Raw genomic sequence first — 25208 nt, forward strand, 5'->3', positions numbered from 1 at the left:
ATATTTTTTGCGAAACATTTGTATAACAATTTTTTCTTTGCTTATTGTTACATAATAGTAGGTTCGGGTGGAGTTTTGCAAGCGTTTCCTATACAATAACCGATATTTTTTGACTTTTCCTAACAAAATATCTTGCAATATATTCAGAAACTCATTACAATTGCCATATATTAAAAATCTTAGCAATATATAAATCCTCATCAATCCGATGAGGTAGAGGTTGCGACTTTTAATAGTAAAACGGACGAGACACAGAGAATGTCTTAGACTCCGTTTGAAAGGAAAAGTTGCCGAAGTTTATATTTCTTCTCTGGAAATATGAGCTGGGGCTGTCTCCGAAAGGAACAGAACTGTCACGTTTACAAAATTACCGTGTAAACGTGGGGTGCTATCTTAACGGAAGGGTATGATGGGGTGGTTATTTGTGAAACGTTCCGCCAAATTCCTTTGGCGGTTTTTTGTATTTTTCTCCCCCGCTCCTTCCTATCTTACAAGAAAAGGAGTGTTGAACATGAATAGCGCAACGAATCAAGCTACCTCTAAAACAGAAACTACAAAAGGAAAAGGTGAATTAAGACGCGGTCTAAAATCTCGGCACCTTACGATGATTTCTCTCGGCGGTACAATTGGTACCGGACTATTTCTTGCCAGCGGTGGTGTCATCCATTCAGCTGGACCTGGTGGCGCATTAATTGCATACGCCGCAATCGGAATTATGGTTTACTTTTTAATGACAAGCCTAGCTGAACTCGCAGCTTACATGCCTGTTACTGGATCTTTTAGCACGTACGCAACAAAATTTGTTGATCCATCACTTGGCTTTGCACTTGGATGGAACTATTGGTATAACTGGGCAATTACTATCGCTGCTGAACTAGCGGCTGTAACATTAATTATGAAATTTTGGTTCCCAAATACCCCTTCTCTTATTTGGAGCGGATTATGTTTAGCTATTATTTTCCTTTTAAACTACTTATCTGTTAAAGGGTTTGGTGAATCTGAATATTGGTTCGCACTTATTAAAGTCGTTACTATTATTATCTTTTTAATTGTCGGCTTTATGATGATTTTCGGAATTATGGGCGGTGAAACTGTTGGATTTAAAAACTTCACTGTTGCAGACGCACCATTTAACGGTGGTATTATGGCAATTATTGGTGTATTTATGGCAGCTGGTTTCTCATTCCAAGGAACAGAATTACTTGGGGTAGCTGCTGGTGAAACTTCTGATCCAGAGCGCAATATTCCGAAAGCAATTCGTTCAATTTTCTGGCGTATTCTCTTATTCTATATCCTTGCGATTCTCGTTATCGGTTTATTAATTCCTTATACAACTGAAAGCCTTGCTGCAAGTGATGTAACAGTAAGTCCATTTACACTTATTTTTGAAAAAGCGGGCGTTGCCTTCGCTGCTTCTGTTATGAACGCTGTTATTTTAACGGCAGTACTGTCTGCTGGTAACTCTGGTATGTATGCTTCAACTCGTATGCTTTGGGATTTAGCTCGCCAAGGAAAAGCACCAAAATTCTTAGGAAAATTAGATAGCCGCGGTGTACCTGTTAACGCATTAATCGTAACATCAATTGTCGGTAGTATCGCTTTCATTGCTTCTTTATTCGGTGATGGTGTTGTATACATTTGGTTATTAAACGCATCTGGAATGTCTGGCTTTATCGCATGGGTCGGCATTGCAATTAGTCATTACCGTTTCCGTAAAGCATATATCGCACAAGGAAAAGATTTAAAAGACTTACCTTATAAAGCAAAATGGTTCCCATTCGGTCCACTCTTCGCTTTTACGCTTTGTATTATCGTAATTTTAGGACAAAACTACGGCGCATTTATGGGCGAATCAATCGACTGGAACGGTGTACTCGTTTCTTACATCGGTTTACCACTCTTCTTAGTACTATGGTTAGGATATAAATTTACGAAAAAAACGAAAGTGATTCCACTTGATAAATGTGAACTGAAATAAAGGGAGACGAGCAAACATATTTGTTTGCTCGTTTTTTATTTACTTCCCTATTTCTTCTGTTTTTGCAATAATAAAGGAAATATAAATAAAGGTTGGGATATCATGAACATTCGCATTACTGATGAAGCAAAAGCAGCTATACATAGATTAGAACGTGAAGACAAAAAGATCATTCGCATTAGAGGGACAATGACAAACTCTTGTAGTATATTCGTTGATGTCGATTTAATTTGGGATACATATGTTGCAGATGATGTTGTATATGAAGATGCTGACTTTATTGTACAAATGGATTCATTCACGAAAGACTACACTGGTGATACGGTGAAGCTTGATTATAAAACAACAGGTTTTAGTATTACGACTCCGAGTGAGACGTTAGTTTATGGGTTGTCGATTAAAAAATAAAGATTGTTTTTATTTAACCGCCGGGGTAAAAAAACGAGTTGAGAACGGTAATAAAAAATGATACTTTACCAAAGGATTTTTGTTTTTGAGTATTTTAAACAAAACCGCTTATGCTTCAAAAATGAAGTATAAGCGGTTCTTTCTTTTGAATGAACCAATAATAAACGCAATTCTACCCTTATTCAATGAAAGGTCTACAGCATTATTTCGATGAAGCTAAACATTCATAAAATCTATCCCTCTTCCATTTCTACTTGCTTCATATAATATTCCATCGCTTCATTAAGCCATTTTTGTTCATCTTCTGCGAAAGGCGAAGGTATCATATTTTCAAGTTCTTGCATATCCAGTTCTCCCACACTAGTATTAGCTAACTTTTGTATCAAATCTTCACTAAGAAATGAAAAAGACTCTTCTATATATTCCTTTACCATCTCTTGTACTTTCAAGTCCTCGACTGGTTTACCATATAATTGTTTAACCTTTTTAGACAATTGAATAAACGTTTTATCCAAAGCAATTTTATCTTCTTCTCGTTTCTTTGATAATTCTTCCACGATATCCGTTAACTCATGACGTTCCATCCATTCTTTATGTGTATGTTCTGTATTCATACCGTAAATAAGACTAAATAATACCCTACTATCTACCTCTTCTTCCGCTTCGACTAACTTCATTACTCTTTTAATTGCTTGTATTGATTGCCCAATTTGTTCTTTTTCTCTTTCTAACACTTGCAAATGGAGAGACAAACTTTCATTCAAATCAACACCAAAACTTGATTCGTGTAACAAATTAGCGACTTTATCTAGACTATAGCCTAGAAATTTTAAACTTATAATTTTTTGTAAGGTTATAATATCTTGATACTTATAAATGCGGTGCCCTGAAGAAGGATTCTTTTCAGGTTGTAATAACCCGATTCCATCATAATAATGCAAAGTAGGAATTGGTATTCCCGTTTTTTCTGAGAATTCTCCGATAGAAAACTTTTTATCCTTTTTCATCTAAATCCCCCTATTAAAATTATAAATTCATTATAAAACCTAAAGTAACTAGAGGTTCAAGAAGATAATTCAAGAAAATTCAAAAACGTTAAAATACATGTAATCAATACGTATTGCACTATTTCATTTAATGGCCCAATTATTGAATAGCATAACCTTCCCTCACAAATTCAAAAGACTTTCACTTACTTATCCCGAATATATAAATTATCATTCTCACAAGGAGCGAATGTATATGAATCTATTCGAGCACGAAACGTAAAACCGTTCCCCTTTCATAAGAGGTCCTCCTTTTTTCTTTTCTCACCATATCATTTACTTACAAAATAGGAGGATACAATTATGAAACGTGATCCATTATTTTTAACTTTATTAGAAAGTGCTAATACACATTTTAGCGGTTGGGATTTTTCTTTCATTTCAGAAACGGGCCGAATGAAGAGCGAGCCTTTATCATGGTCGTATGGTAGCACTGCTTATCAGCTTATGCAACGTGCTAAATCAATGCTCGATATGGGTACTGGTGGCGGAGAATTTTTATCTATGTTACAACCATTCCCGCCAACTATTTATGCGACTGAAGGTTATGCTCCAAACTTGCCAATTGCTCGGAAGAAATTAGAGCCTTTAGGGGTTACAGTTGTGGCAGTAATTGATGATACTGCATTACCATTTCAAGATGGGCAGTTTGATTTCATTATGAATCAACATGAACCCTATTCTGCTTCTGAGGTAAATAGAATACTTTCTCCTAATGGAACATTTCTTACACAACAAGTCGGTGGTCTCGATTGTGCGGAACTAAATGAGCAGTTTAACGCACCGCTAAATAACGAATTTGCAAGTTGGTCTCTTGAAGCGGCATGTAATGAACTACAGGAAAATGGATTTACTATCTTAGAAGCAAAAGAAACATTCCCTTTCCAACGCTTTTATGATGTTGGCGCTATCGTCTATTATTTAAAAGCGATTCCGTGGCAAATTCCTGATTTTACTGTCGAAAGGTATTATGAGGAATTATATCGTATACATAAAGTCATCTTACAAAAAGGGTATTTTGATGTGACGCAACATCGTTTTCTGATTAAGGCGATTCGCAGTTAATCATGGAGCATATGAAAAAGAGATGGATCTACCATCTCTTTTTTATTTTCACTCAATATTTTCTACAGTTAAATACTTCGTTTCACAGTAATAGCCTTTGCCACCAACATAAACCTTTTCTATTTTATTCTTGCTATCGGTTGCTAATTTAACTAATATTTCAGAAGGCGAGTGTAAAGAATAACCTTGTTCAAATACATAGACTTCTTTTTGTAAGTAGTGCTGTTCATAAAGGTAGCAAGCTAATGCACCGTTTGAAGTTCCAGTGGCTGCTTCTTCATTGATATCATATAGTGGAGCAAAGTTTCTGCATATTATTCGATTGTCATTAAAAGTATATAGGTGCATCCCGACAACATTATAATACTTGCTGATTTCTTTAATTTTTTCAAAATTAGGTTGCAGTGTATGTAATAGTGTTTCGCTTTTTATAGGAATTAAAATATCTTTTAAGCCCGTGGAGACAATTTGAATTGGGTATGTATTGTCTATAGCTTTACTATCAAAACAGTCAATGAACTCGTTTGGAGATATAACATCATAGAATATCGGTTCGTTTTGTTCCATGAATATGATGTCATCTTTTATGGTAATAGTAAGAACACCGCTGTTCGTTTCAATCGTATAGCGATTCTTAAAAAGTTTATTTACATGCATCAGTATCGCGAAAGAGCCAATTGTGGCATGCCCACATAAATCAACTTCCTCTTTTGGTGTAAAATACTCAATTTTATAATCCGCAATTTCAGATTCTGATATAAATGCGGTTTCCGCATAGCCCAGTTTTTTGGCTATTGCCATTTTTTGAGTAGTGGTCAATATATTCTCCATAAATACCACTCCTGCTTTATTTCCACCTTTATGATCCTTGCTAAATGCACTTGCAACATAAACGGATATTTTCATAAGACACCTTCCTCCCTCACTTATAGTAAATTGTAGCATAGAACGTACTACATATATATATTGTTGGATAAATTCGCCATAAAGCAAAAGACAAACTATTTTTTAGCATCTAAACTCTCCAAAAATGTTTGTCTACAGCCTGAGAGATGGGTCTACATCTCTTTTTTTCGTTTATTTTTAAAAATTTTGTGGGAGTTTCTAGATTGTTAAGTACGTCCACGTCTTGCAATCACATCAGCTTAATTACATAATGATTGTTATTTCTATTTGATGAGAAGTAGTACCCCTCCCCATCTTTTGCATTACTCATTATACTTTGGCCATCCACTTCTATTTTACTAATCTCATTTCCTTTCTTATCATATGCATATATGTAACCACCGGCTTTCATTGCATTTGAATAGGATACGAGGTAATCTACTTTTTGAATGTCTTTAAGTTCTTTATCACTTTTAGAACAGGCTACAAAAAGGAACATCGTACATATGACGATTATGATCAATGAATTGTATTTCTGGAACATATCATCACCTCACATATATAGTGAAAGCAATCGACAAATAAATGCCGATTGCTCTTTAAAATATTTTATCAATTAGAGTATGAAAGTGATCTTTTTATATACTGTTTGTTTACATCATCTTCTGTCAAAAATGAAGTTGTGTAATGAATAATATTCCGGTTATCATATGTGAATATATGCTCTAACTTATTTTCTTCTGTTAATACTATTGGTAAGTATTTTGGTAAATTGCTAACTACACCTCTATTATCCTTATTTAATATCCATTCAATTTCTTTCCATTCTAATAATCCTTCCGCCGTACTTACTGGTGTGTCCATATGTACTCCAGCTGGCAGGTCAGCAAGGAATACGTACATTCCTTCACGCCCCTGAGGCTCGTCCTTGCTTTTAAAAACTACATTCCCTTTATACGTTACACTTGGAAGATCTATGCCTGTTTCCTCAAGCGTTTCTCTAATTATTCCTTCATATGGTGTTTCATTGTCTTCAATTTTTCCACCAACACCATTCCACATTCCCATATTCGGCTTTTTGTTTCTATTCAATAAGAGTATTTTCTTTCCCTTTTTAATGAAACAAATTGTGTACTTATACATACGTTCATCTCCTTTCCTTTTCCCCTCATTTACAGATTTAAACTGTAACTTCCTGCAAAAAGTTTTTTATTATACAAACAATTGGTTTTTAATGAGGTATTTTTCTCATTTTTATTAAAAAACATTCTCCTTACAATTATATTTCACATAATATATTGTACAACTTTCGTTTCAGAAAGGAGTGTTCAAAATCGATAACATAAGCAGCGAATTTTTAAAACAATTTTACGATAGTCGAGTCTGGTTATATGATACACATTGGCTTGGAGTCCCCATTCTCAAACTTCCTTCTGATCTTTTTTTGTATCAAGAAATGATTTACGAATTAAAACCCGACTTAATTATTGAATGTGGCACTTGTTATGGTGGTAGTGCACTATATTTAGCTTCTATATTAGATTTAATTGGAAAAGGTCACGTTCTTACTATCGATATATTTCCACAACCAAATCGTCCATCCCATGATCGCATTACGTATTTAACAGCTTCCTCTGTTTCAGTAACCGCTGTGCAAACAATATTAAGTATGCGCAAACCTAATGATGTAATTTTAGTTATTTTAGATTCTGATCATAGTAAAGAGCATGTAGCAAAAGAATTGTTGCTTTATAAATCTATCGTTACTAAAGGCAGTTATATTATCGTAGAAGATACATCTATTAATGGAAATCCTGTTTCTCCCGATTGGGGGCCTGGTCCAATGGAAGCAGTTGAAGAGTTTTTAGCTACAAATAACAATTTCATAATCGATGAATCTAAGCATAAGTTTTTCATATCATTTAACCCAAAAGGTTTTTTAAAGAAGATAAAGTGAAACGTTAATAAGTGGGGTTTTGTAAATCCCCACTTATTCTATAATCTTCATTTTTGAAAAAGGATAATATACAAATTCCACTTTTCCTATTATATTATCTTCTTCAATATATCCTAAGCCGTTTCGACTATCTCTACTAATTTCACGATTATCGCCCATTACAAATAACTTATTTGGCGGGATTTTTGTCTTTTGAAAGTTATAAAACACTTGCGTATTATTAAACAAATCTTTATTTGTATACGGTTCTTCTTGTTTTTTATCATTCACATATACAGATCCATTCGTTATGTTAATTACGTCACCAGGAAGTCCTATTACTCGTTTCACATAATATTTTGATTCATCCTCTTCCTTTATAATGACAATTTCTCCATGCTCTAAATCGGAAAAGTGTACCGCTGCTTTATTTACAAATACGTAGTCTTCTTCATATAAAGTCGGTTGCATCGATTTCCCTTCCACTTTACATAAAGTAAAAGAATGATAGGCTACGACCAAAACAAACACGAAGAGTATGTATTTCCCCCAACCTCTCTTAATCTCCTGTTTCATATCCATTCCCACCTTATTCAAACGCTTTTTAAATCAAAAAATATATCACTGCACCATAAGTCTCAATGCAGTGATATTATTTTTACTGGGCCTTGTTCGGCTGCTCTACTGGGACTGGATTTCCACCCGATCTTTTCGTTTTCAATTCAAAATACGCATCCAAAATCTCTTTACCAATCGCGGAATTAATTCCTGATTTGTCATCATTTACCCATGGTACAACAACTGAAAAAGCTACTTCTGGATCAGCATCATATGGTGCATAACCGGCAAGAGTTAAATTATAACATTTTTTTCTATTATTGTTTTCATCTCTTCCAATTTCACTTTCTCCACCATACACGGTTTCAGCTGTTCCCGTTTTTCCAGCTGGTTTATATGGTAATCCTTTAAACGTTGCAGTACCAGTTCCATCATTCTCTTGAAAAACTCTTCTAAATCCTTCTTTTACATGATTAATGTATGAGGTGTTCATATCCACTCGATTTAAAATAACTGGCTCAATAGACCGAATAACTTTTCCAACATCCTCTGGTCTATGTGGTTGCTCTCTCACTTCTTGCACAATTTGCGGTTTCATTCGGTAACCACCGTTTGCAATTGTTGAAATATATTGAGCAAGTTGCAGCGGCGTATATGTATCGTATTGTCCAATCGCATAATCGAGTAAAAAACCAGGTATGTTATCTGTTCTACCCATTTGACCAATCGATTCATTCGGCAAATCAATACCAGTCGGTACACCTAAGCCAAACTGTCTAAAATAGTAACGCATTTTATTAAATGTCTCTTGTTTAATGTCTAATGGATTGTTTGGCACATAATTTATACCTGCCATTTTTAAAGCCGTGTTAAACATATAAACGTTTGATGAAACTTGTAAAGCTCTTAAATCATCAATATCACCAAATTCTTTCCACGATTTCTTCGGCTTGGAGCTTCCTTTAAAATACATTGGTGCATCAAAGAAATGCGTATACGGCTTAATTGTGTCAGTTTGATAACCGGCTAATAATGTAGCCCCTTTCACAGTTGACCCTAACTCATACGAACTTGTCATCGTTCCTAAAGCGTAGTCTTCTATTTGCATCCCGCCATCTTTATTTACAATTTTCTTTCCTGCCATCGATAAAATTTGACCGTTTTTCGGGTTCATCATTACAACGAATGCACGATCCATCATCGGCTCTGCAGAATGAAATGCTCGTAAATTCTTTTCAAGACTTTGCTCTACTTTTTTCTGTAACTCCATATCTACTGTTAACATTAAATTATTTCCACTTTTTCCTTCGGTTACTTTTTCATTTCGAATCACATTTCCTGTTTTATCTGTAATACTTCTAGTCTGTTCTTTCGTTCCATGGAGTGCATCTTCATATTGTTTTTCAATGTAACTCTTACCAATACGATCATTTCTGTTATAATCACGTACTAAGTAATAATCTAATTGTTCTCTTGGCAATCCTTCATTTTCAGTAGAAACGCTACCAAGGATAGAACGAAGTATTTTATCATTTGGGTATTCACGTTCCCAGTCTACTGTCGTATCTACTCCAGGCAAGCTTGCCAATCTTTCACTTACGACTGCATATTCATTTTGACTTACATCTTTTTTAACGATTTGCGGCGTCATTTTATATCCCGCATTCATTTTGCTTTTAATTGCTAATACTTCTAGATCCTCTTTTGAAAGTTCGCTTAATTCTTCTTGTGTAATTCTTTCCCTACGTAACTCTTCAACTTTTTTATCTAATTCTTTCCCTTCTATCTCCTGCTTCCTAAATTTACTCTCATCTTCTTTCGTTACTTTTGCTGCTGCCCGCTTTTCATTTAACTGCATCCAAAAATCCTTTTTGTCTGTTTCTGTTAACTTGTCTATATCCTCTGGCGACATTTCAATTAACTGTGCTAATTGTCTTGCTACTTGTAAAACTTCTTTCGAGTCTACTCCTTTCATTTTTGTATATGTAACGGTTCGTAGTGGTTTGTTATTTACAATCACCTGACCTTGTCGATCAAACATTTTCCCTCTAGGAACAGGTGTACTTACCGTTACATCTTCCTTTTTGTTCACTTCATTTCTATACGTTTCTCCATCAATGATCTGTACTTTACCTAATTGAATTATAATAGCTGAAAATAAAAGAAAGACGATAAAAAATAGTACATTTAACCGAAAAGGAATATGAGTCTTTTTCTTTTTCGATTGTTTCTTCTGCTCCTTTTTCTGTCTCATTTCGCTCCCTCGCTTCATTCTATTAACATTTCTACGGAAAATCATTATGTATCAAATTTATTTATATGATATATATAGAATTTTATATTAATTACAAAAGAAATAAAAGATTTAATTTTCAGTTTTTTAATTTTATATCCTATTTATTACCATTCCCTTATTAAGGAATAACATGAATGTTATTCTAAAAGAAAGATTATATTCCATTGTTTTTATACCATTCATTTATATTTATTTGTATACTAATAACAAAAGACATTACTAAGGAGAACATGAAATGACAAATTCATTTACAATATATACTAATGCGTCTCATTGTTTAAACTTTATGATTTACATTCAAAATATGTATCTCAACCAAAAAGAGAAAACAGGAAATTTACGTTTTCCTTACATAGCAAGACAATTCAATTTCTCTACTAACTTTGAAACAAATTTCAAAGAATTATGGCATTCACTTCGCAAACAAATTGCTAACGAACGATATGATTTACAAATTTTTCATGAAGAAAACCATATCTTCTATGAGAAGCTTTTTGACACCCAATTATGTAATGAAGACTCTTTTAAAGAATTAATATGTAGTTTTAAAGTATGGTGGACTAGCATAGTAGGTCAGCATTCATTAGAATGGTCTGTAAGTGAGTATAGTACGCAACTTTATAATGACTTAGTTGTATACTTAAAACAAAACGAAATAGAACCTTTACAACAGCTACATATTAACTTACTTTATGAAGACTGTGTATTCGTTAAAAATAATACTACTTCTTACTCTGCTATTTTACCTACGAAACACTTTTTTATAAATTATAGAGACGTGGTTACTACATTATCGACATGTTTTCATGTTGCTTAATATAATGATTACTCAAATAAAAAACTGAGGCGGATACCTCAGTTTTTTCGATAACTTATTTCCTTGAAGACAATCCTTCAACAAATTCACCAATCTTATTTTGAAAAACATAATCAAAGTTATATTCCTGTCCTGTTAACTCTTCATTTACTAAGATGGTTGTTGCTCCTACTTCTCTCTTTGCGATTTGCGGGAATGAAGCGACAGGTTGTACTTTTAATGACGTTCCCATAACGATAAGCACATCTGTTTCATATAAACGTTTGACCGCATTTTGATATTGCGGCAATGTATCTCCGTATAACACAACGTCTGGATTTAAAATGAAATTACACTTCTCGCAGCGCGGCACTTCATGATCAATCATGTACTGCAAATCATATCCCGCTTTACACTTCGGACAATGTGCTGTTTGAAGTGTTCCATGTAGATCGATGACATGTTTACTACCACCTAATTGATGTAAACCGTCAATATTTTGCGTTAAAATCGTAATATCTTTTCCCTGTTCTTCTAGTTCTGCTAAAAAGCGATGACCACGATTTGGCTTATATTGATGAAACGTATTAATTTGAAAGATTTCTTTATAATGCTTCCAAAATTCTTTCGGACTTCGGTTATAGTACCCTCTTGATAAGTACATTTCCACATTCGCATCAGCATACAATCCATTTGCTGAACGGAAATCTGGAATACCACTTTCCGTACTTGCTCCTGCACCTGTTAATACTGTAATTTTCTTCGCTTTTTCTAAAATCGAATGTACTTCTTCAAATTGTTGCACAAAAATCACCTCTATGTATATTGCTATACTTATTATACCAGTTGTTTACAGGAGGTGTCGTACAATTCATTCTACTTAATGCGTCGCACCCCCAATTTCCACTATATCCACCTCAACGGTCATCGTTACCTCAACTGCCAACTCTATCCCTTTACGAATAGTAGAAAGTGACATACTCGGTTGCCCTGGATACTTGCTCGCTTGCTCTGGTAAAAATGGAATATGAACAAATCCGCCTTTTATTTTCTTATCACGCTTCTCTAGTTCATGCATGAGACCATAGAATAAGTGATTACAAACGAATGTACCTGCTGTTTGTGAAACGGAAGCTGGTATGCCTTCTTCTTGAAGTCTTTTTACAATTGCTTTCATCGGAAGTGTAGACCAGTAAGCAGTTGGTCCTTCTTCTACGACTGGTACATCTACCGGCTGGTTCCCTTCATTGTCAGCAATTCTTGCATCATCAATATTAATTGCGACACGCTCTATCGTAATATCTGGTCTACCCCCTGCTTGTCCAATACATATAATAAATTCCGGTGCTAATTCTTCTATATACTCTTTTAATACGCTGATTGATTTATGAAATACAGTTGGGACTTGTTTACTAATAATCTTGTATTCTCCGATTGTTTTTTCATGCAAATTTTTTGCAACTTCCCAAGCTGGATTGATGTTTTCTCCGCCAAACGGATCGAACCCTGTTAATAATACTGTTTTCATAGTTTTCCCCTCCTAATTAGAAACGATATACGAGACCGTACATAATAAACATATTTATGATAAAGATGGAAAGAGCGATTGGTACTTGCGCTTTAATAACGGCATTTTTATCTTTTAGCTCTAATAGCATCGCAGGAACGATATTAAAGTTTGCTGCCATTGGTGTAAGTAACGTTCCGCAATATCCAGCAAACATACCGAGCGCTGCCATAATTGCTGGGTTTCCGCCGTGCATTTGTACAATTAAAGGTAAACCAATTCCACCAGTAATAACAGCAAACGCTGCGAAAGCATTTCCCATTACGACTGTGAAAAGCATCATCCCTAAACAGTACGCCATAACAGCAACGAACGGATACTCTGTCGGTAACACTTGGCCGACTAAATCAGAAACGACTTGTCCAACGCCAGATTTTGCGAAAATACCGCCAAGTGCCGCTAACATTTGTGGTAAAATGACAGCCCAGCCGACAGCTTGTAATAGTCTACTTCCTTCTTGTACAGGAGTTGTTATCTTCGATTTTGTAATACGCATCGCCGCAACGAATGCAAGTAATGCTCCTAGTGCTAATGCTACTAGCGTTACTTTATCTGGATCAACAAGGGAGACATTTCCCCATTTCATTTTCCCTAACGTTAACGTACCGATAATTGTAAAAATAGGAATTAATAGTGCAGGCATAAAGATTTTATTTTTTAATTTCTCCGCATGTTTTACACGTTGTTGTACTGGAACTTCTTTCTCCTCTGATTTTGTTACTTTATTTAGTGAAGCTAACACAACCATAGCGAGTACAATACAGCCAACGTAAAACGAAGGGATTACATTTCCAAATAAAAATGTAACTGCAAATAACGCCCAAAATAGGCTAGAACCAAATCGATTTGGATGTTCACGATCGAATGCGATACGAACAGCGATAAAGGCAACGATTATACCTAATAAGTAATAGATTGTATCCATTGTGATAATGTTCATTTTATATTGCCACCTTCTCTTCTTTTTCTTTTGCTTCCATCGTTTTCGCTATATATTTATCAAATCTTCTAAATCTGATCCAGCTCACAATAAGTGCAGATATTGCAGTTGGAATACCCCAAAGCGCCATATCCCATACACCGACATGCATACCTACTGAATCGAAGAATCCCTTCATTAATAAAATAGCACCAGTTGCGATAAAAATATCTTCTCCGAAAAACCAAGCTGTATTTTCCGCCGCTGCTGCATTTGCTTTAATTTTTTCTCTTAACTTTTCAGGAAGCTTACCGTATTTACCTTGCGCCGCCCCTTCGGCCATAGGCGCAACGAGTGGTCTTACTGTTTGTGCATGACCACCAATATTCAGTCCAAGTGCTGCTGATGATTCTCTTATCGTGAAATATGACATTAATACTCTTCCAGTTGTTGCGCCTTTTGATTTCGTTATAAGTGCTTCTGCTCTTTCTTTTAAACCGTAACGCTCTAAAATTCCGATTACCGGTAAAGTTAATATAATTGGCATAGACATATATCTATTTTCTATGAAAAATTTACCGAACATACTGATGACATCATAAAAGCTTAATCCTGAAACCATACCAGTAACAATACCTGCAACCATAACTACTAAAAGTGTATTTAATCTAAATAAAAAACCAACTGCAACGAGTAGTATCCCGATTAATTTAATCATTTCAGCACTTCCCCTCATATTTTTACTTCGGTGCACAAATAGAAATACCATTAAGTTCGAATGTTCTGTATATTCTCTCCGCAAATTGCACTGCTTTTTCACTATCACCATGTAAACAAATCGTTTTCGCTTGAACTTCTACTTTCTCGCCATTCACCGAATTTACATACCCTTCTTTCACCATTTGAAGCACTTGCTTTATCGCTTCGTCTTCATTTTTTATAAGCGCATTTTCTTCCGTACGACTCGTTAATGTTCCATCTTGCTTATACGTACGATCTGCAAAAGCTTCTTGTACGAGAGTTATATTATATTTTTCCGCAGCCTGTATAAACGCCTCGCTATTTGCTAATCCATAAAGTAATAGATTTGGATTACTATGATATATTGCCTTTGCGATTGCATCCGCAATTTCCGGATTAGTCGCTGCCATATTATATAAAGCACCGTGCGGTTTCACATGCTGCATCTTCCCACCTGCTGCTTTCACAAATGCGTCTAATGCGCCAATTTGATATAAAACATAATCGTATACTTCACTTGCTGAAACATTCATGTTCCTTCTACCAAATCCAATTAAGTCTGGAAAACCTGGGTGTGCCCCTATCGCTACGTTATGCTGCAGAGCTTTTTCAACCGTTTGCCGCATAACAGACGGATCACCTGCATGAAAACCGCAAGCAACATTTATAGAGGATACGAATGGAAGAATTTCATCATCATTCCCCATTTTATAAGCGCCAAAACTTTCTCCTAAATCACAGTTTAAATCAATTGTAGTCACACTGTTCCCCTCCTAATTTCAGCTTCGTAAAACAATGAATTTCTTTAATAGATTCATATTTACTTCTTGTTCTATGTACAATTGTTCCGCTTCTTCAAGCGTAATTTTCTCAAAAGAAACATAGTCCCCAGGTTTTAGCTGGGCTAGAAGAGGTAAATCTACTGAAATGATATTTCCCATTCTCGGATAGCCACCTGTCGTTTGCCTATCTGCCATTAATATAATCGGCTGTCCACCATTAGGAACTTGAATGGTTCCAAATGTAACAGGACTCGATAAAATCTCTTTTTCAACGGCTCTATTTAAAATTTCTCCTTCAACCCTATAACCCATACGATCAGCGTAATTAGATACTTTATACTCTTTCGTAAAAAATGCCTTTTTGCTTTCTTCTGTAAATTGATCATATTCAAAATCAGTTATAACGCGAAGTTTAGGATACTTCTTATATTTTGGTCGTACGCTGCTACTAATTGCCCATTTTGTTTTTATGTGCTCATCCTTTTGTAAGTCTTGAATGAAACAATTTGCTATTTCTGATCGTTCACCAATTTGAAAATAATCTCCTTTTTTCAACATTCTCCCTTCTATACCGCCAATCGCAGCACGTATGTAAGTACTTTTGCTTCCCATGATGCGATCAATATGGATACCACCTGCAAAAGTCACATATGCTCTGCAACCACTTTTCACTTTTCCAAAGCAAAGCATACTACCTTCTTCCGCTAAAATGGGACGCCATAATGGTATACGCTCCCCATTCAATAACGGTTCCATATCCGCACCGCCAATCGCAAGTAACGTCGTTTTCTTTATTAACAATTTCGGTCCCATAATCGTCATTTCAAGCGCCGCTTCATTTTCTTCATTACCAACTAACATATTGATCATCCGAAGTGCACTTTGATCCATCGCCCCGCCAACGGTTACGCCGTATCGTTGGTAATGAGATCGTCCTAAATCTTGGACTGTTGTAAACATTCCCGCATGCAAAACTTCTACATCCATTCTTTAGCCCCCTCAAGTGATACGTACTCTTCCTTCGTTATTGGGATAAATCGTAAATACATGCCGCTTTGAATAAAGGTTGGTGTTTTTTCTTCCGGATTAAATAAGGAGATTGGTGTTCGTCCAATAATATTCCATCCACCCGGTGTTTCAAGCGGATAAATACCTGTTTGATTTCCGCCGATTCCTACCGAACCAGGAGAGATTTGTAACCGCGGTGTTTCTTTTCTAGGCGTTTCTAGTTCTTTTGATAGTCCTCCTAAATACGGGAACCCTGGTGTAAAACCTAACATATACACAAAATACGTTGTTTCACTATGTATTCGAATAACATCTTCTACTTGTAAACCGTGATAATGTGCGACCTCTTCTAAATCAGGTCCATATTCTCCCCCGTAACAAACAGGTATAGAAATATGTTTCACATCTCGTTTCAGCTCTTCCTTATACGTATGTAACATTCCAGTTATGTATTGGCATACGTAATCATACGGTCTTATCTTTCTATCATTTTCCTTCCATACTTCATACAAATCATAGTAAACAGCTAATGAAGTAAACGACGGAACACATTCAACCATCCCTACAAACGGATGTTGCTGCAGCGCTTGAAATAATCGCTGCACTTTTTCGTAAGTATCCATTCCAATTCTTTCACCAAATGTAACAATAATCGCTTGATCCCCTAACGCAGAAAATTTCATCCTACTCCCTCTTTCTATGCCAAAAAGCCGAGTTCTTTCGAAATGCGATTCGCTGTCTCTTTTACCTTCTCGATAAAATAAGGAATGTTACTTTCGCTATACTCAATTGCTAATCCCGAAATACTAATGCCTGCTACAACCGTTCCATCGCTTGCGAAAATGGGCGCTGCTATAGCCGCTGTATGATTTTCTAACTCAGAGTAGCTAATTGTATGTCCTTCCTTTTTTGCCATTTGTAACACTTCTAGCAATTGTTTCTTATCTACAATTGTTCCATCTGCAAATTGCTTTAAATCCGTTTCCTCTATGTATTTTCGTTTTTCTTCCTCAGAGAAATACGATAATAAAATTCTCGGACATGCACCCGCATAAAGTGGCGCTCTTCTTCCAACCGCCGTATACACACGTACAGGTTGAGCACCTTCCATCTTTTCCACATAAATCGCATCATTACCATCTTGAATAATTAAATTAACTGCCTGCCCTAAACTATCTCTAAGCTCTTTCATATATGGAATCGCAATATTTCTTACGGATAGTCTTTGTGAAACAAGTTGACCGAACCGTAAAAACACGACTCCTAAACGATATTTCCCCTTTTCGTTTTTTTGTAAAAACTCCATTTCTTCTAACGAGCCAATTAAACGATAAACAGATGTTTTCGGCATACTTGTAAGCTGAACCATCTCTGTTAAACTTAGCTCTTCATGCTCATAAAACAACTCTAAAATATCCATTGTCTTAACTGCCGTTTTATTTATAATCATTCTATCTCCTTCTTGTTCCGAATTCCGGAACTTAAATTCCATTTTCTGAAACAAACATATAATTTAAAATTATAAAATATTCTTTCAATTTTAACAATATATTTTTCAGCTACTTAACCTTTATGTAAAGTGAATACAAAATGAAATTTAGAAATAATGATGGTTCTCTTTCAAAAGCTCAAGTTATGGCAAAACCAAACATTTAAATAAATAGGCATAAAAAAAGTATGGAAGAATATTTCTCCCATACTTTTTCTTTATAACGCTCTCACTTGTTTCAACGGCCAGAAAACAGCTTGTCCTTTTCCGACAATTTCATCTTCTGAAATAAATCCAAACATACGACCGTCTTTAGAAACTTCACGATTATCTCCTAAAACAAACACTTGGCCTTCTGGCACTTTCGTTTTTCCTGTGATTTGTTCTAACGTAAAGTCTGGAGTTAACACACGGCCTGCTGCTTTTTCTTTAAACTCTTTTAAATATGGTTCTTCCATCGCTTTTCCGTTTACATATAATACATCATTTTTATACTCAACTGTATCGCCTGGTAAACCAATTACTCGTTTTACTAAATCGTATCCTTCTTTTCCGTGGAAGACGATAATATCAAAGCGTTCTAATCCACTTATACTATAACCAATCTTATTTACGAGAACTCGTTCATTATTTTCTAGTGTAGGCATCATCGATTCGCCTTGTACTAATGACGGTGTAAATAATACACCGCGAATAATTGCGATTAATACAAGGGTAAATCCTATCGTTTTAGCCCATGAGAATAATTCTTTCTTCGTATTTTCCTTCATCATTTCTCCTCTTTCTTACGCATTTATTTTATGATTTGAACTAATTCTTTTACTAAATTAAGATCAATTTCAGCAAAACATGATTTCCCTTCTCTTACGGCTGTACCGACATGAGCTTGCGAAATGCCAGTTTCATCTAGCAATTGATTTATATTTTCTTTCGTCACGCCAGCTCCAACTACAAGCTGAATTTGACCATCGCTTACCTTTTGCATTTCTGTAAGCACCGGGATATTCTCCACTATATTTCCTTGTCCACCTGAAGTTAAAACGTGAGTCACTTTATGAAACTTCTTTAAAGTTCTCATCGCTTCTACTGGATTTTCTATGTCGTCTATTGCACGGTGATATGTAACATTTATCCCATCTACCACAGATAATAAATTCGCTAGTTTCTCTTCATCCACTTCATTCTTTTCATTTAATACACCTAATACAACACCAGCTACTCCTAATTTCTGAGCAACTACAATATCTTCTTTCATCATTTCAATTTCTTCTTCCGTATATGTAAAAGACTTCGCATGCGGGCGAATCATAACGTGAATCGGTATATGTACTGCTTCTACCGCTTTTTTAATAAATGCATAACTCGGCGTTAAACCGCCTTCTGTATAAGATGAAATTAATTCAATTCGCTTCCCGCCAGCTCGTTCAATTCGTTTTACATCTTCTAAACATGTTGCAATAACCTCTAGCATGAGATGACCTCTTTTCGTGCTTTTTCCTTATTATACAGTAGGTGAAATAAGAAGCATAGCATTCTCCTATAAAACTAGAAAAAGAAGAATGAAAAGAAAGATTTTTTAACTACTAACATCTATTGGTGATTTTATATTCTACCAAAAAAGGAGTAACCCCCTAGCACTTCTGACTAGATGTCACTCCTTTTTATTTTAATTATTTTTCTTAGTTACTTCATTATAATAGTGGCTAAATGCTTCTACTAATGCATCAACGGAAGCATACAATTCTTCTGGTGTATTATCTACCCCTCCCATTTCAATAAGTAAAGCATTGGGAGAAAGGTCTTGATTATATACTCCGTTCCCGCTTTTACGATCTTTAATAAAAATACCTCGGCTTAAACCATAATACTTTTCATCTAAATATGAATTGATTGCCGTTACTATTTTTTTATTTTTTTCATAGTTAGGATTTTCTCGACCTAAAATAAAATAGAGTCGTGCATAATCCTTTCCATTAATCGTTTTCTTCGTAATATTTTTTCGTGCATCGTCCCTATGAAGATCAATGGGAAACATAATATTTTTATCTTGTGCCAATTTATCTTGTAATATTTGACGGGATCCTTTGTAGGATTGCGCCCAATTTAAATTTTTATTTCGCAGAAAATCTCTCATATTTGTCGTATCATGTGAAACACCTATTCCTTTTTCTTCTAGCTTTTGTTTTAAATAGTTTCCAACAAACGTAATGTTCACTTCATTATTTGTACTTGAGGCATCATCAGGTACAGTAGCACCTGGGATGAGAGGAATAAACGACTCCCAACTATGTGTATGATAAATAAAAACTTTATTTTCACCGTTATTTTGTGTATTTGAATTGTTTTCTTTCTCACTCTTTGGGTGTTTAACAGCAGTACCTTCATTCTTAATATTCTCTAAAGGAATACTAGATTCTTCAGGAATGTTCGTATAATCTGTTCCTTCCCCGGCAATTAATATTTCCGAATAAAATTGATTCATATTTGGAAGTTCTCGAGTTAATAAGCTTCGGAGGTCATTTACATTAATATTTGTAGAAAGTGAAAGTAAAAAAGATTCCAAAGACGCTCGTCCTTTTTCTTTATGAAATTCTTCTGCAAAATAACGATTTTCACTACCTATCATATACATAAGGCCTTTCGTAGAATTCGTTCCTAATAATTGATTAACATAATACGATTTAAATACGTTTGAATTACTAGAAATGAAGAATGAAGTGAGAATACATATAATCGTGAATAAAATACATATCATTACATACTTTATATGAAATACTTTCAGTTTCACTTTATTCATTTTATATCTCCCTTCATTTACTCTATTCTTACGCTTAATTTTTAAGTAATATGATTACTAATTTAATAGAATTCCCTTTCTATTAATTTTTATAAAAAAAGAAGATCCAACAATAGGATCTTCTTTCTCTTGCTAGTATGTTTTTAAACCTACGACCGAAACGCCGCATCCGCCAACATAGATAGTGTTGCATCATCCATCGGCGGATTGTGTAGTCCTGCTCTAACGTTTAAATAATAACGATGAAGCGGATTTTTTTCTGATAAACTTTTTGCTCCTACGATGCGCATTGATTTATCCACTATGGATATCGCCGCATTTGTTACGGCGTATTTCACTGCTGCCAGCTCTACTTGTAGTGACAGTTTATCTTCTGCCTCATCGTATTTTTTCGCAATTTGATATAAAAAGACGCGAGCTTGCATAAGCTCGAGTTCTAATTCTCCAACTAATCTTCTAACATTCGGTAATAAACTAATAGAATGGTTTAAACTATTTGGTTTGTATGATCCCGCAAACTGAACTGCATAATTTCTTGCTGATTGTGCAATTCCTAAATAACATGCTGGTATATGTAGCAACCAACCAATACCCTTTTGTTTCCCTTTCCCGCCCAATACATTCGTAAAAAAGCGGTTTTCTATCTCTACATTTTGTAAGACAAGGTCGTGGCTAGCAGTCCCTCGCATCGCGACGCTATCCCACGTTTCCTCAATGGATACACCACGTGTATTTCTTGGAATGACAAATTCTCCAACTTCTTCTCGGCCTTCAATACTTGCTGAAATAATAAAATAATCAAGTATTGGCGCCATCGTTGTAAAAGTTTTCCTTCCATTTATAACCCACTTCTCGCCTTGTTGAACCGCTATTGTTTCTGGTTTACCGCCACGCGTCGGGCTTCCTGTTTTCGGTTCTGTTGCTGCCCTGTTAAAGAGCGCCCCGTTACGCACTTCTTCGCAAAACCATTTGAACATCTCATCATTCCAAGAGCGATTTTCCGCTAGCTCTTTCACAATGCCAAGATGCCAGCCAATCGATAAGGCAGTTGCTCCGCAGCCTTCTGCAATTTTTTCTTGAAATAAAACGAAGTCATATAAAGAAATCGCACTGCCACCAAATTCCTTCGGTAACGTTAATTTCGTATATCCGATATTTTTCAAATCATTTATATTTTCATGCGGAAATGATCCTAATTCACTTAGTTGATGCTCCCTTTCCATGAACTTCGGAATCAATTTATTTAGTTGTTCAATAATAAAAAATTGTTTTTCTGTTTCAACAAATGAGAGTGCCATACTATAATCTCCTTTATGCTCGATTCATCAACCGTTCATTTTGTCATTATGATTATATGAAGCTACCTCTCTATTGTTTCACTATTCCGATAAAAATACAATGTTTTTGACTAATAAGAAAAGTTCCTATTTAAAGATAGGTTCTTTTCTTATTAGTCCCCCTTCAATGCCTTTAATGGTAACGAGGTTACATATCCAATATACGAGAATAATTCTTTAAAGAAGAATGGTATTTCTGTATCTAACGTTTTATATGCTGATGTCGGCGTTGGTGAAGCATACGCTTCAATATTAATATGTTTTGCGATTCTCATTGCGCGTTTCATATGAAGTGGATCACTTACAATCGTGTATGTGCGTATTCCGTTCTCTGTTCCAACTTCCTTCGCATTCTTTAAATTTTCTTCAGTGAAAAGGGATTTTGTTTCAATTAAAATATCTTCCTCTTTTACACCTTGTTTCATTGCATATACTCTTGCCGTACGCGCTTCCTCAAGCTCTGCCTCAAACTTTGTACCACCTGTAAAAATAATCTTTTTAATATTTCCGTTCTTATATAAAGAAATCGCATGATTAATTCTTTCTTTAAATACAGGAGATGGTTTTCCGTTCCAAGAAGCTGCTCCTAGTACGATACCAGCATCCGTTTTCACGCTATCATCTGTTTTAAAACGATAACTCCAAATATCGTAAGCTGCATAACTTACATATAAAATAGCAGAACAAATCATTAGTAAAAATACTTGAAAGATTCGTCTTTTCTTACTCTTCTTATTTTCTTTCATTTGTAATTGCCTCCGTACATCATCCATACTTCTATAAAAAAACATTTATATCAAATCGTTTTGTTTGAGTTTATTTAAAAGAAGGAACTTTACTTGTTATTTATGTATAAAAGGGTTTTCATTTAAAATTGAGGATTATCAATTCATTTTCATTTGCGGTTTTCATTACATGTTTTAAATTCATAAGTTTATTACCATACAACTACATTGTAACGAATTTTTTCTCAGAAGGGAACGATGAAACAAAAGGAATTAAAATAAAGTAGCATTTTGTAAGAAAAAAGGTATATTTTTTATGTATTACAAACAATATACCTTTCAAAACACGAATTATAGCTTTTCTTTATACAATTCTAATTTTTCTAATAGACGTGCTTTCACAACTGGCCATTCGCTTGCGATAATACTATACACAACCGCATCTCTCACATGTCCATTCGGTAATTTTCTTTCATTTCTAAGCACGCCCTCTTTTACTGCTCCTAACCTTTCAATTGCTCGTTGTGCTTTTTCATTTCTTGCATCCGTCTTAATTTGTACCCTCAGCATATGCAGTTTTTCAAAAGCATACTGGAGAAGCATATACTTACACTCTGTATTTATACTCGTACGCTGGACACTTGGATGATACCACGTTTGTCCTAACTCGACTGTTTTATCTTCTACTGAAATATTATATAGACGTGTACTTCCTACAATCGCATTTATCTGTAAATCCACTACAACGAAAGGAATTTGCGTACCTTTTCCATAACCTTGTATCGCTTTTTGCACATATTGCTGCATATCTTGCACACTATCCATTTTAGAGATTAAATACGCCCAAATTTCCCGATTTCCTTCTACAATCGAAAACAAAGTTTCGACATCATCACTATCCATTAACCGTAGCTTTACTCTTTCGTGAATGATTTCCATTTGTAAGCCCCCTTTTTCTTACTATATCATAGAAATACACATTTTATTATATGGATATTAAAATCAAAGTTTTAATACCTTCTTACATAATAATCGGCAAAAACCTCTAACAAATACCGTGTACATCCCATTATAGCAAGCTACATTTATATTGGTTTCATTTCATGTAAGGTTTTTCTTTTTCTAAAGGTCTATATACGTTCTTTAAAAATTTGCATACCAAAAACGCTATTCTTTCTACAAAAAGATTCTTTTTTTCATTTATGAATCAATTTTTCAGCTTAATAGTATGGATAATTCTGGATTAAACCAAAAAAATACTATATGATAATAAAGTGAAAATTTTACAGTTAATTAATATGGGGTAAATGGGAGGATATAAAAATGCTAGATCAAATTACTTGGGGAACGCCAGGCAGCTTATTATGCTTGGGATTCTTTTTTGCAGGATTAGGAATTTTCTTAAGAAGTATTACGTCATATTCGAAAAACAAATAAAACATCAAAAAAGTGTACATTTTAAGGTATTTAATTGATAAAAACACTAAACAAAAGAATCCTTCCTTTTATAGAAGGATTCTTTTTTATACCTTTCCCCTTTTTAAAGCAACAAATAAGCAATCGGTGTAATGATAAGCAACGTTAATATCGTTCTTTGTACATAGAGAATGATAAGTTCTGATACTTTTAACGGAATATCTGTCGATAAAATGCAAGGGATGGAAGCTGAGAAGAACAATATAGATGATACTGAAACGACCGCAATGACAAACTTTGTCACAAGTGGTGCACTAACTACTAATAATGATGGTAAAAACATTTCTGCAATACCAACGGATGCCGCTTTAGCAGCTAAGTCTGCTTCTGGTAATTGTAATAGCCATGTAAAAGGATAGAAAATGTAGCTGACCCAATCAAATATTGGCGTGAACTTCGCTAAGACAATACCAATTAACCCTACAGACATAATCGATGGTAAAATTCCCATCGTCATAATAAAACCATCTTTTAAATTTACTGCAATGTTTTTCATAATACTCGGCGCAGATTTCGATACTTCTAACGCATCTTCCCAAGCGCGTTCTAGCATTTTCTCTTTATAAACGGGCTCTGGGAACCCTTCTTCCGTTACATATGTATCTGGTTTTCTACTAAGAGGCGTGATTCTTACAGTGATAGCAGTTACGATGAATGTTACAACGAGAGTAGTCCAAAAATAAACATTCCATAAATGCATAATGTCTAATGTTTTTGCGATGATAATCATAAATGTTGCGGATACTGTAGAAAAACCTGTAGCGATGATCGCTGCTTCTTTTGTCGTATACTTTCCTTCTTTATACACGCGATTTGTAATTAATAAGGCCAACGAATAACTCCCCACAAAGGAAGCAACCGCATCGATTGCTGACCGGCCTGGCGTTTTCCATAACGGTCTCATAATGGGACGGCAAAACGTACCGATAAATTCAAGCAATCCATATCCGACTAATAACGCTAAAAACGCCGAACCAATTGGAACGAGTAAGCTTACCGATATGACTAATTTCTCATATAAAAACGGCCCTACATCTGGTGCAAAGAACCAAGCTGGCCCTACTTTCAAACAATATAATACACCAAAAACGACGCCAACTACTTTTAAAACAGAAAAACAAATATCTACGATAGATGTATTCCATTTTTTCGTATAAAACGGATAAATTGCACCTATTGCCATAACGAGTAGAGCGTAATAAGGTACGACGCTTGGAACAGAAGTCCTTATCCAGGATACGATATGATCAATCATAATAGAAGAAGCACCATTTATCGTAACTGGTACGAAAAACATAAATACCCCAACTAGACTAGCGAGTATAAACCGAAGAATAACCCCCTTCTCACTCCCAGTCTTAATTACATTCCTTTTTAATTCAATTTCACTCAAAATTCG

25 protein-coding genes, 1 pseudogene and 1 riboswitch are annotated in these 25208 nt (G+C 35.1%); of the genes and pseudogenes, 5 read left to right on the top strand and 21 right to left on the bottom strand.

Going from position 1 to position 25208, the window contains the following annotated elements; all coding sequences use genetic code 11:
• Positions 1 to 206 precede the first annotated feature (206 nt).
• A riboswitch (Lysine riboswitch) is annotated at positions 207 to 399 on the top strand.
• Between the two features lie 112 nt (positions 400 to 511).
• Both RTP99_RS20610 and RTP99_RS20615 read left to right on the top strand, forming a co-directional pair.
• Positions 512 to 1978, top strand: coding sequence for an amino acid permease (locus RTP99_RS20610; RefSeq protein WP_001083375.1), 1467 nt, complete (start codon positions 512 to 514; stop codon positions 1976 to 1978).
• A gap of 102 nt (positions 1979 to 2080) precedes the next feature.
• Positions 2081 to 2386 (top strand): iron-sulfur cluster biosynthesis family protein, encoded by a 306-nt coding sequence (locus RTP99_RS20615; protein WP_001026179.1) that lies wholly within the window; start codon positions 2081 to 2083, stop codon positions 2384 to 2386.
• A gap of 233 nt (positions 2387 to 2619) precedes the next feature.
• Here the strand turns inward: RTP99_RS20615 and RTP99_RS20620 are convergent, their stop codons facing one another.
• Positions 2620 to 3393 carry a MerR family transcriptional regulator gene (locus RTP99_RS20620; RefSeq protein ID WP_000710820.1) on the bottom strand — a complete coding sequence of 258 codons (774 nt, stop codon included), beginning with the start codon at positions 3391 to 3393 and terminating at the stop codon, positions 2620 to 2622.
• A gap of 342 nt (positions 3394 to 3735) precedes the next feature.
• On the opposite strand from RTP99_RS20620, the gene RTP99_RS20625 reads away from it, so the two are divergent.
• Positions 3736 to 4497: a class I SAM-dependent methyltransferase gene (locus RTP99_RS20625; RefSeq protein ID WP_000817577.1), complete on the top strand. Its 762-nt coding sequence runs from the start codon at positions 3736 to 3738 to the stop codon at positions 4495 to 4497.
• A gap of 48 nt (positions 4498 to 4545) precedes the next feature.
• Here the strand turns inward: RTP99_RS20625 and RTP99_RS20630 are convergent, their stop codons facing one another.
• From RTP99_RS20630 to RTP99_RS20640, 3 genes and pseudogenes are all read right to left on the bottom strand, one after another.
• Positions 4546 to 5403, bottom strand: a complete 858-nt coding sequence (locus RTP99_RS20630; protein ID WP_000704330.1) for a PhzF family phenazine biosynthesis protein — start codon at positions 5401 to 5403, stop codon at positions 4546 to 4548.
• Between the two features lie 241 nt (positions 5404 to 5644).
• Positions 5645 to 5926: pseudogene (locus RTP99_RS20635) on the bottom strand (hypothetical protein); the annotation flags it as partial.
• A 68-nt stretch (positions 5927 to 5994) separates the two neighbouring features.
• A complete protein-coding gene (locus tag RTP99_RS20640) occupies positions 5995 to 6525 on the bottom strand; it encodes an NUDIX hydrolase (protein WP_000280170.1) in 531 nt (176 codons plus the stop codon).
• Positions 6526 to 6706: 181 nt separating this feature from the next.
• Here RTP99_RS20640 and RTP99_RS20645 point away from each other — a divergent pair, with 181 nt between their 5' ends.
• The gene (locus RTP99_RS20645; RefSeq protein ID WP_071713438.1) at positions 6707 to 7339 is read left to right on the top strand and encodes a CmcI family methyltransferase; all 633 of its coding nucleotides are present in this window, start codon (positions 6707 to 6709) and stop codon (positions 7337 to 7339) included.
• A 33-nt stretch (positions 7340 to 7372) separates the two neighbouring features.
• On the opposite strand, the gene lepB (RTP99_RS20650) is transcribed toward RTP99_RS20645, so the two are convergent.
• On the bottom strand, positions 7373 to 7894 hold the full coding sequence (gene lepB / locus RTP99_RS20650) for a signal peptidase I (protein ID WP_000806882.1): 522 nt from the start codon (positions 7892 to 7894) through the stop codon (positions 7373 to 7375).
• A gap of 82 nt (positions 7895 to 7976) precedes the next feature.
• Positions 7977 to 10130 carry a peptidoglycan D,D-transpeptidase FtsI family protein gene (locus RTP99_RS20655; protein WP_001249205.1) on the bottom strand — a complete coding sequence of 718 codons (2154 nt, stop codon included), beginning with the start codon at positions 10128 to 10130 and terminating at the stop codon, positions 7977 to 7979.
• 277 nt (positions 10131 to 10407) lie between these two features.
• Between RTP99_RS20655 and RTP99_RS20660 the strand changes: the two genes are divergently transcribed.
• Complete coding sequence (locus tag RTP99_RS20660; RefSeq protein ID WP_000185063.1) at positions 10408 to 10989, top strand: hypothetical protein; 582 nt, start codon at positions 10408 to 10410, stop codon at positions 10987 to 10989.
• Between the two features lie 55 nt (positions 10990 to 11044).
• Here RTP99_RS20660 and RTP99_RS20665 read toward each other — a convergent pair whose 3' ends face one another.
• The 15 genes from RTP99_RS20665 to RTP99_RS20735 all read right to left on the bottom strand — a co-directional run bounded on the left by RTP99_RS20665 (position 11045) and on the right by RTP99_RS20735 (position 25202).
• Entirely contained in the window at positions 11045 to 11782 is a 738-nt protein-coding gene (locus tag RTP99_RS20665) for an NAD-dependent protein deacylase (RefSeq protein ID WP_073569451.1), read from the bottom strand.
• Between the two features lie 66 nt (positions 11783 to 11848).
• Entirely contained in the window at positions 11849 to 12496 is a 648-nt protein-coding gene (gene pcp, locus RTP99_RS20670; RefSeq protein ID WP_000859716.1) for a pyroglutamyl-peptidase I, read from the bottom strand.
• Positions 12497 to 12512: 16 nt separating this feature from the next.
• Positions 12513 to 13475, bottom strand: coding sequence for a DUF979 domain-containing protein (locus tag RTP99_RS20675; RefSeq protein WP_001021640.1), 963 nt, complete (start codon positions 13473 to 13475; stop codon positions 12513 to 12515).
• 1 nt (position 13476) lies between these two features.
• Positions 13477 to 14172 (bottom strand): DUF969 domain-containing protein, encoded by a 696-nt coding sequence (locus RTP99_RS20680; protein WP_000593385.1) that lies wholly within the window; start codon positions 14170 to 14172, stop codon positions 13477 to 13479.
• Positions 14173 to 14194: 22 nt separating this feature from the next.
• Complete coding sequence (gene pxpA, locus RTP99_RS20685; RefSeq protein WP_000207328.1) at positions 14195 to 14956, bottom strand: 5-oxoprolinase subunit PxpA; 762 nt, start codon at positions 14954 to 14956, stop codon at positions 14195 to 14197.
• Between the two features lie 18 nt (positions 14957 to 14974).
• Entirely contained in the window at positions 14975 to 15964 is a 990-nt protein-coding gene (locus RTP99_RS20690; protein ID WP_000382251.1) for a 5-oxoprolinase subunit C family protein, read from the bottom strand.
• On the bottom strand, positions 15955 to 16668 hold the full coding sequence (gene pxpB, locus RTP99_RS20695; protein ID WP_000672298.1) for a 5-oxoprolinase subunit PxpB: 714 nt from the start codon (positions 16666 to 16668) through the stop codon (positions 15955 to 15957). The genes RTP99_RS20690 and pxpB overlap by 10 nt, the downstream gene beginning before the upstream one ends.
• Before the next feature lie 14 nt (positions 16669 to 16682).
• Complete coding sequence (locus RTP99_RS20700; RefSeq protein ID WP_000586223.1) at positions 16683 to 17435, bottom strand: IclR family transcriptional regulator; 753 nt, start codon at positions 17433 to 17435, stop codon at positions 16683 to 16685.
• A 257-nt stretch (positions 17436 to 17692) separates the two neighbouring features.
• On the bottom strand, positions 17693 to 18244 hold the full coding sequence (gene lepB, locus RTP99_RS20705) for a signal peptidase I (protein ID WP_000662493.1): 552 nt from the start codon (positions 18242 to 18244) through the stop codon (positions 17693 to 17695).
• 23 nt (positions 18245 to 18267) lie between these two features.
• The gene (locus RTP99_RS20710) at positions 18268 to 18945 is read right to left on the bottom strand and encodes a copper homeostasis protein CutC (protein ID WP_000895079.1); all 678 of its coding nucleotides are present in this window, start codon (positions 18943 to 18945) and stop codon (positions 18268 to 18270) included.
• 195 nt (positions 18946 to 19140) lie between these two features.
• Complete coding sequence (spoIIP, locus tag RTP99_RS20715) at positions 19141 to 20271, bottom strand: stage II sporulation protein P (RefSeq protein ID WP_001045265.1); 1131 nt, start codon at positions 20269 to 20271, stop codon at positions 19141 to 19143.
• 149 nt (positions 20272 to 20420) lie between these two features.
• Complete coding sequence (locus RTP99_RS20720; protein ID WP_001218378.1) at positions 20421 to 21569, bottom strand: acyl-CoA dehydrogenase family protein; 1149 nt, start codon at positions 21567 to 21569, stop codon at positions 20421 to 20423.
• A 152-nt stretch (positions 21570 to 21721) separates the two neighbouring features.
• The gene (locus tag RTP99_RS20725) at positions 21722 to 22354 is read right to left on the bottom strand and encodes a YdcF family protein (RefSeq protein ID WP_000662225.1); all 633 of its coding nucleotides are present in this window, start codon (positions 22352 to 22354) and stop codon (positions 21722 to 21724) included.
• A 330-nt stretch (positions 22355 to 22684) separates the two neighbouring features.
• Positions 22685 to 23272 (bottom strand): GNAT family N-acetyltransferase, encoded by a 588-nt coding sequence (locus RTP99_RS20730; RefSeq protein ID WP_000402602.1) that lies wholly within the window; start codon positions 23270 to 23272, stop codon positions 22685 to 22687.
• 601 nt (positions 23273 to 23873) lie between these two features.
• Complete coding sequence (locus RTP99_RS20735; RefSeq protein WP_001289388.1) at positions 23874 to 25202, bottom strand: YjiH family protein; 1329 nt, start codon at positions 25200 to 25202, stop codon at positions 23874 to 23876.
• Between the last annotated feature and the right edge of the window lie 6 nt (positions 25203 to 25208).

The organism is Bacillus sp. (in: firmicutes) (genome assembly GCF_031983925.1).
Lineage (GTDB): Bacteria > Bacillota > Bacilli > Bacillales > Bacillaceae_G > Bacillus_A > Bacillus_A pacificus.

Excerpts from the sequence above, each read along its gene's own strand:
- RTP99_RS20640 (WP_000280170.1), bottom strand. The coding sequence starts at position 6,525 with ATGTATAAGTACACAATTTGTTTCATTAAAAAGGGAAAGAAAATACTC.
- RTP99_RS20710 (WP_000895079.1), bottom strand. The coding sequence starts at position 18,945 with ATGCTAGAGGTTATTGCAACATGTTTAGAAGATGTAAAACGAATTGAA.
- lepB (WP_000806882.1), bottom strand. The coding sequence starts at position 7,894 with ATGAAACAGGAGATTAAGAGAGGTTGGGGGAAATACATACTCTTCGTG.
- pxpB (WP_000672298.1), bottom strand. The coding sequence starts at position 16,668 with ATGAAATTTTCTGCGTTAGGGGATCAAGCGATTATTGTTACATTTGGT.
- RTP99_RS20690 (WP_000382251.1), bottom strand. The coding sequence starts at position 15,964 with ATGGATGTAGAAGTTTTGCATGCGGGAATGTTTACAACAGTCCAAGAT.
- RTP99_RS20625 (WP_000817577.1), top strand. The coding sequence starts at position 3,736 with ATGAAACGTGATCCATTATTTTTAACTTTATTAGAAAGTGCTAATACA.
- spoIIP (WP_001045265.1), bottom strand. The coding sequence starts at position 20,271 with ATGAATAAAGTGAAACTGAAAGTATTTCATATAAAGTATGTAATGATA.
- RTP99_RS20725 (WP_000662225.1), bottom strand. The coding sequence starts at position 22,354 with ATGAAAGAAAATAAGAAGAGTAAGAAAAGACGAATCTTTCAAGTATTT.
- RTP99_RS20615 (WP_001026179.1), top strand. The coding sequence starts at position 2,081 with ATGAACATTCGCATTACTGATGAAGCAAAAGCAGCTATACATAGATTA.
- RTP99_RS20655 (WP_001249205.1), bottom strand. The coding sequence starts at position 10,130 with ATGAGACAGAAAAAGGAGCAGAAGAAACAATCGAAAAAGAAAAAGACT.
- RTP99_RS20730 (WP_000402602.1), bottom strand. The coding sequence starts at position 23,272 with ATGGAAATCATTCACGAAAGAGTAAAGCTACGGTTAATGGATAGTGAT.
- RTP99_RS20680 (WP_000593385.1), bottom strand. The coding sequence starts at position 14,172 with ATGATTAAATTAATCGGGATACTACTCGTTGCAGTTGGTTTTTTATTT.
- RTP99_RS20700 (WP_000586223.1), bottom strand. The coding sequence starts at position 17,435 with ATGATTATAAATAAAACGGCAGTTAAGACAATGGATATTTTAGAGTTG.
- RTP99_RS20720 (WP_001218378.1), bottom strand. The coding sequence starts at position 21,569 with ATGGCACTCTCATTTGTTGAAACAGAAAAACAATTTTTTATTATTGAA.
- RTP99_RS20660 (WP_000185063.1), top strand. The coding sequence starts at position 10,408 with ATGACAAATTCATTTACAATATATACTAATGCGTCTCATTGTTTAAAC.
- RTP99_RS20630 (WP_000704330.1), bottom strand. The coding sequence starts at position 5,403 with ATGAAAATATCCGTTTATGTTGCAAGTGCATTTAGCAAGGATCATAAA.
- lepB (WP_000662493.1), bottom strand. The coding sequence starts at position 18,244 with ATGAAGGAAAATACGAAGAAAGAATTATTCTCATGGGCTAAAACGATA.
- RTP99_RS20675 (WP_001021640.1), bottom strand. The coding sequence starts at position 13,475 with ATGAACATTATCACAATGGATACAATCTATTACTTATTAGGTATAATC.
- RTP99_RS20610 (WP_001083375.1), top strand. The coding sequence starts at position 512 with ATGAATAGCGCAACGAATCAAGCTACCTCTAAAACAGAAACTACAAAA.
- RTP99_RS20620 (WP_000710820.1), bottom strand. The coding sequence starts at position 3,393 with ATGAAAAAGGATAAAAAGTTTTCTATCGGAGAATTCTCAGAAAAAACG.
- pcp (WP_000859716.1), bottom strand. The coding sequence starts at position 12,496 with ATGAAAACAGTATTATTAACAGGGTTCGATCCGTTTGGCGGAGAAAAC.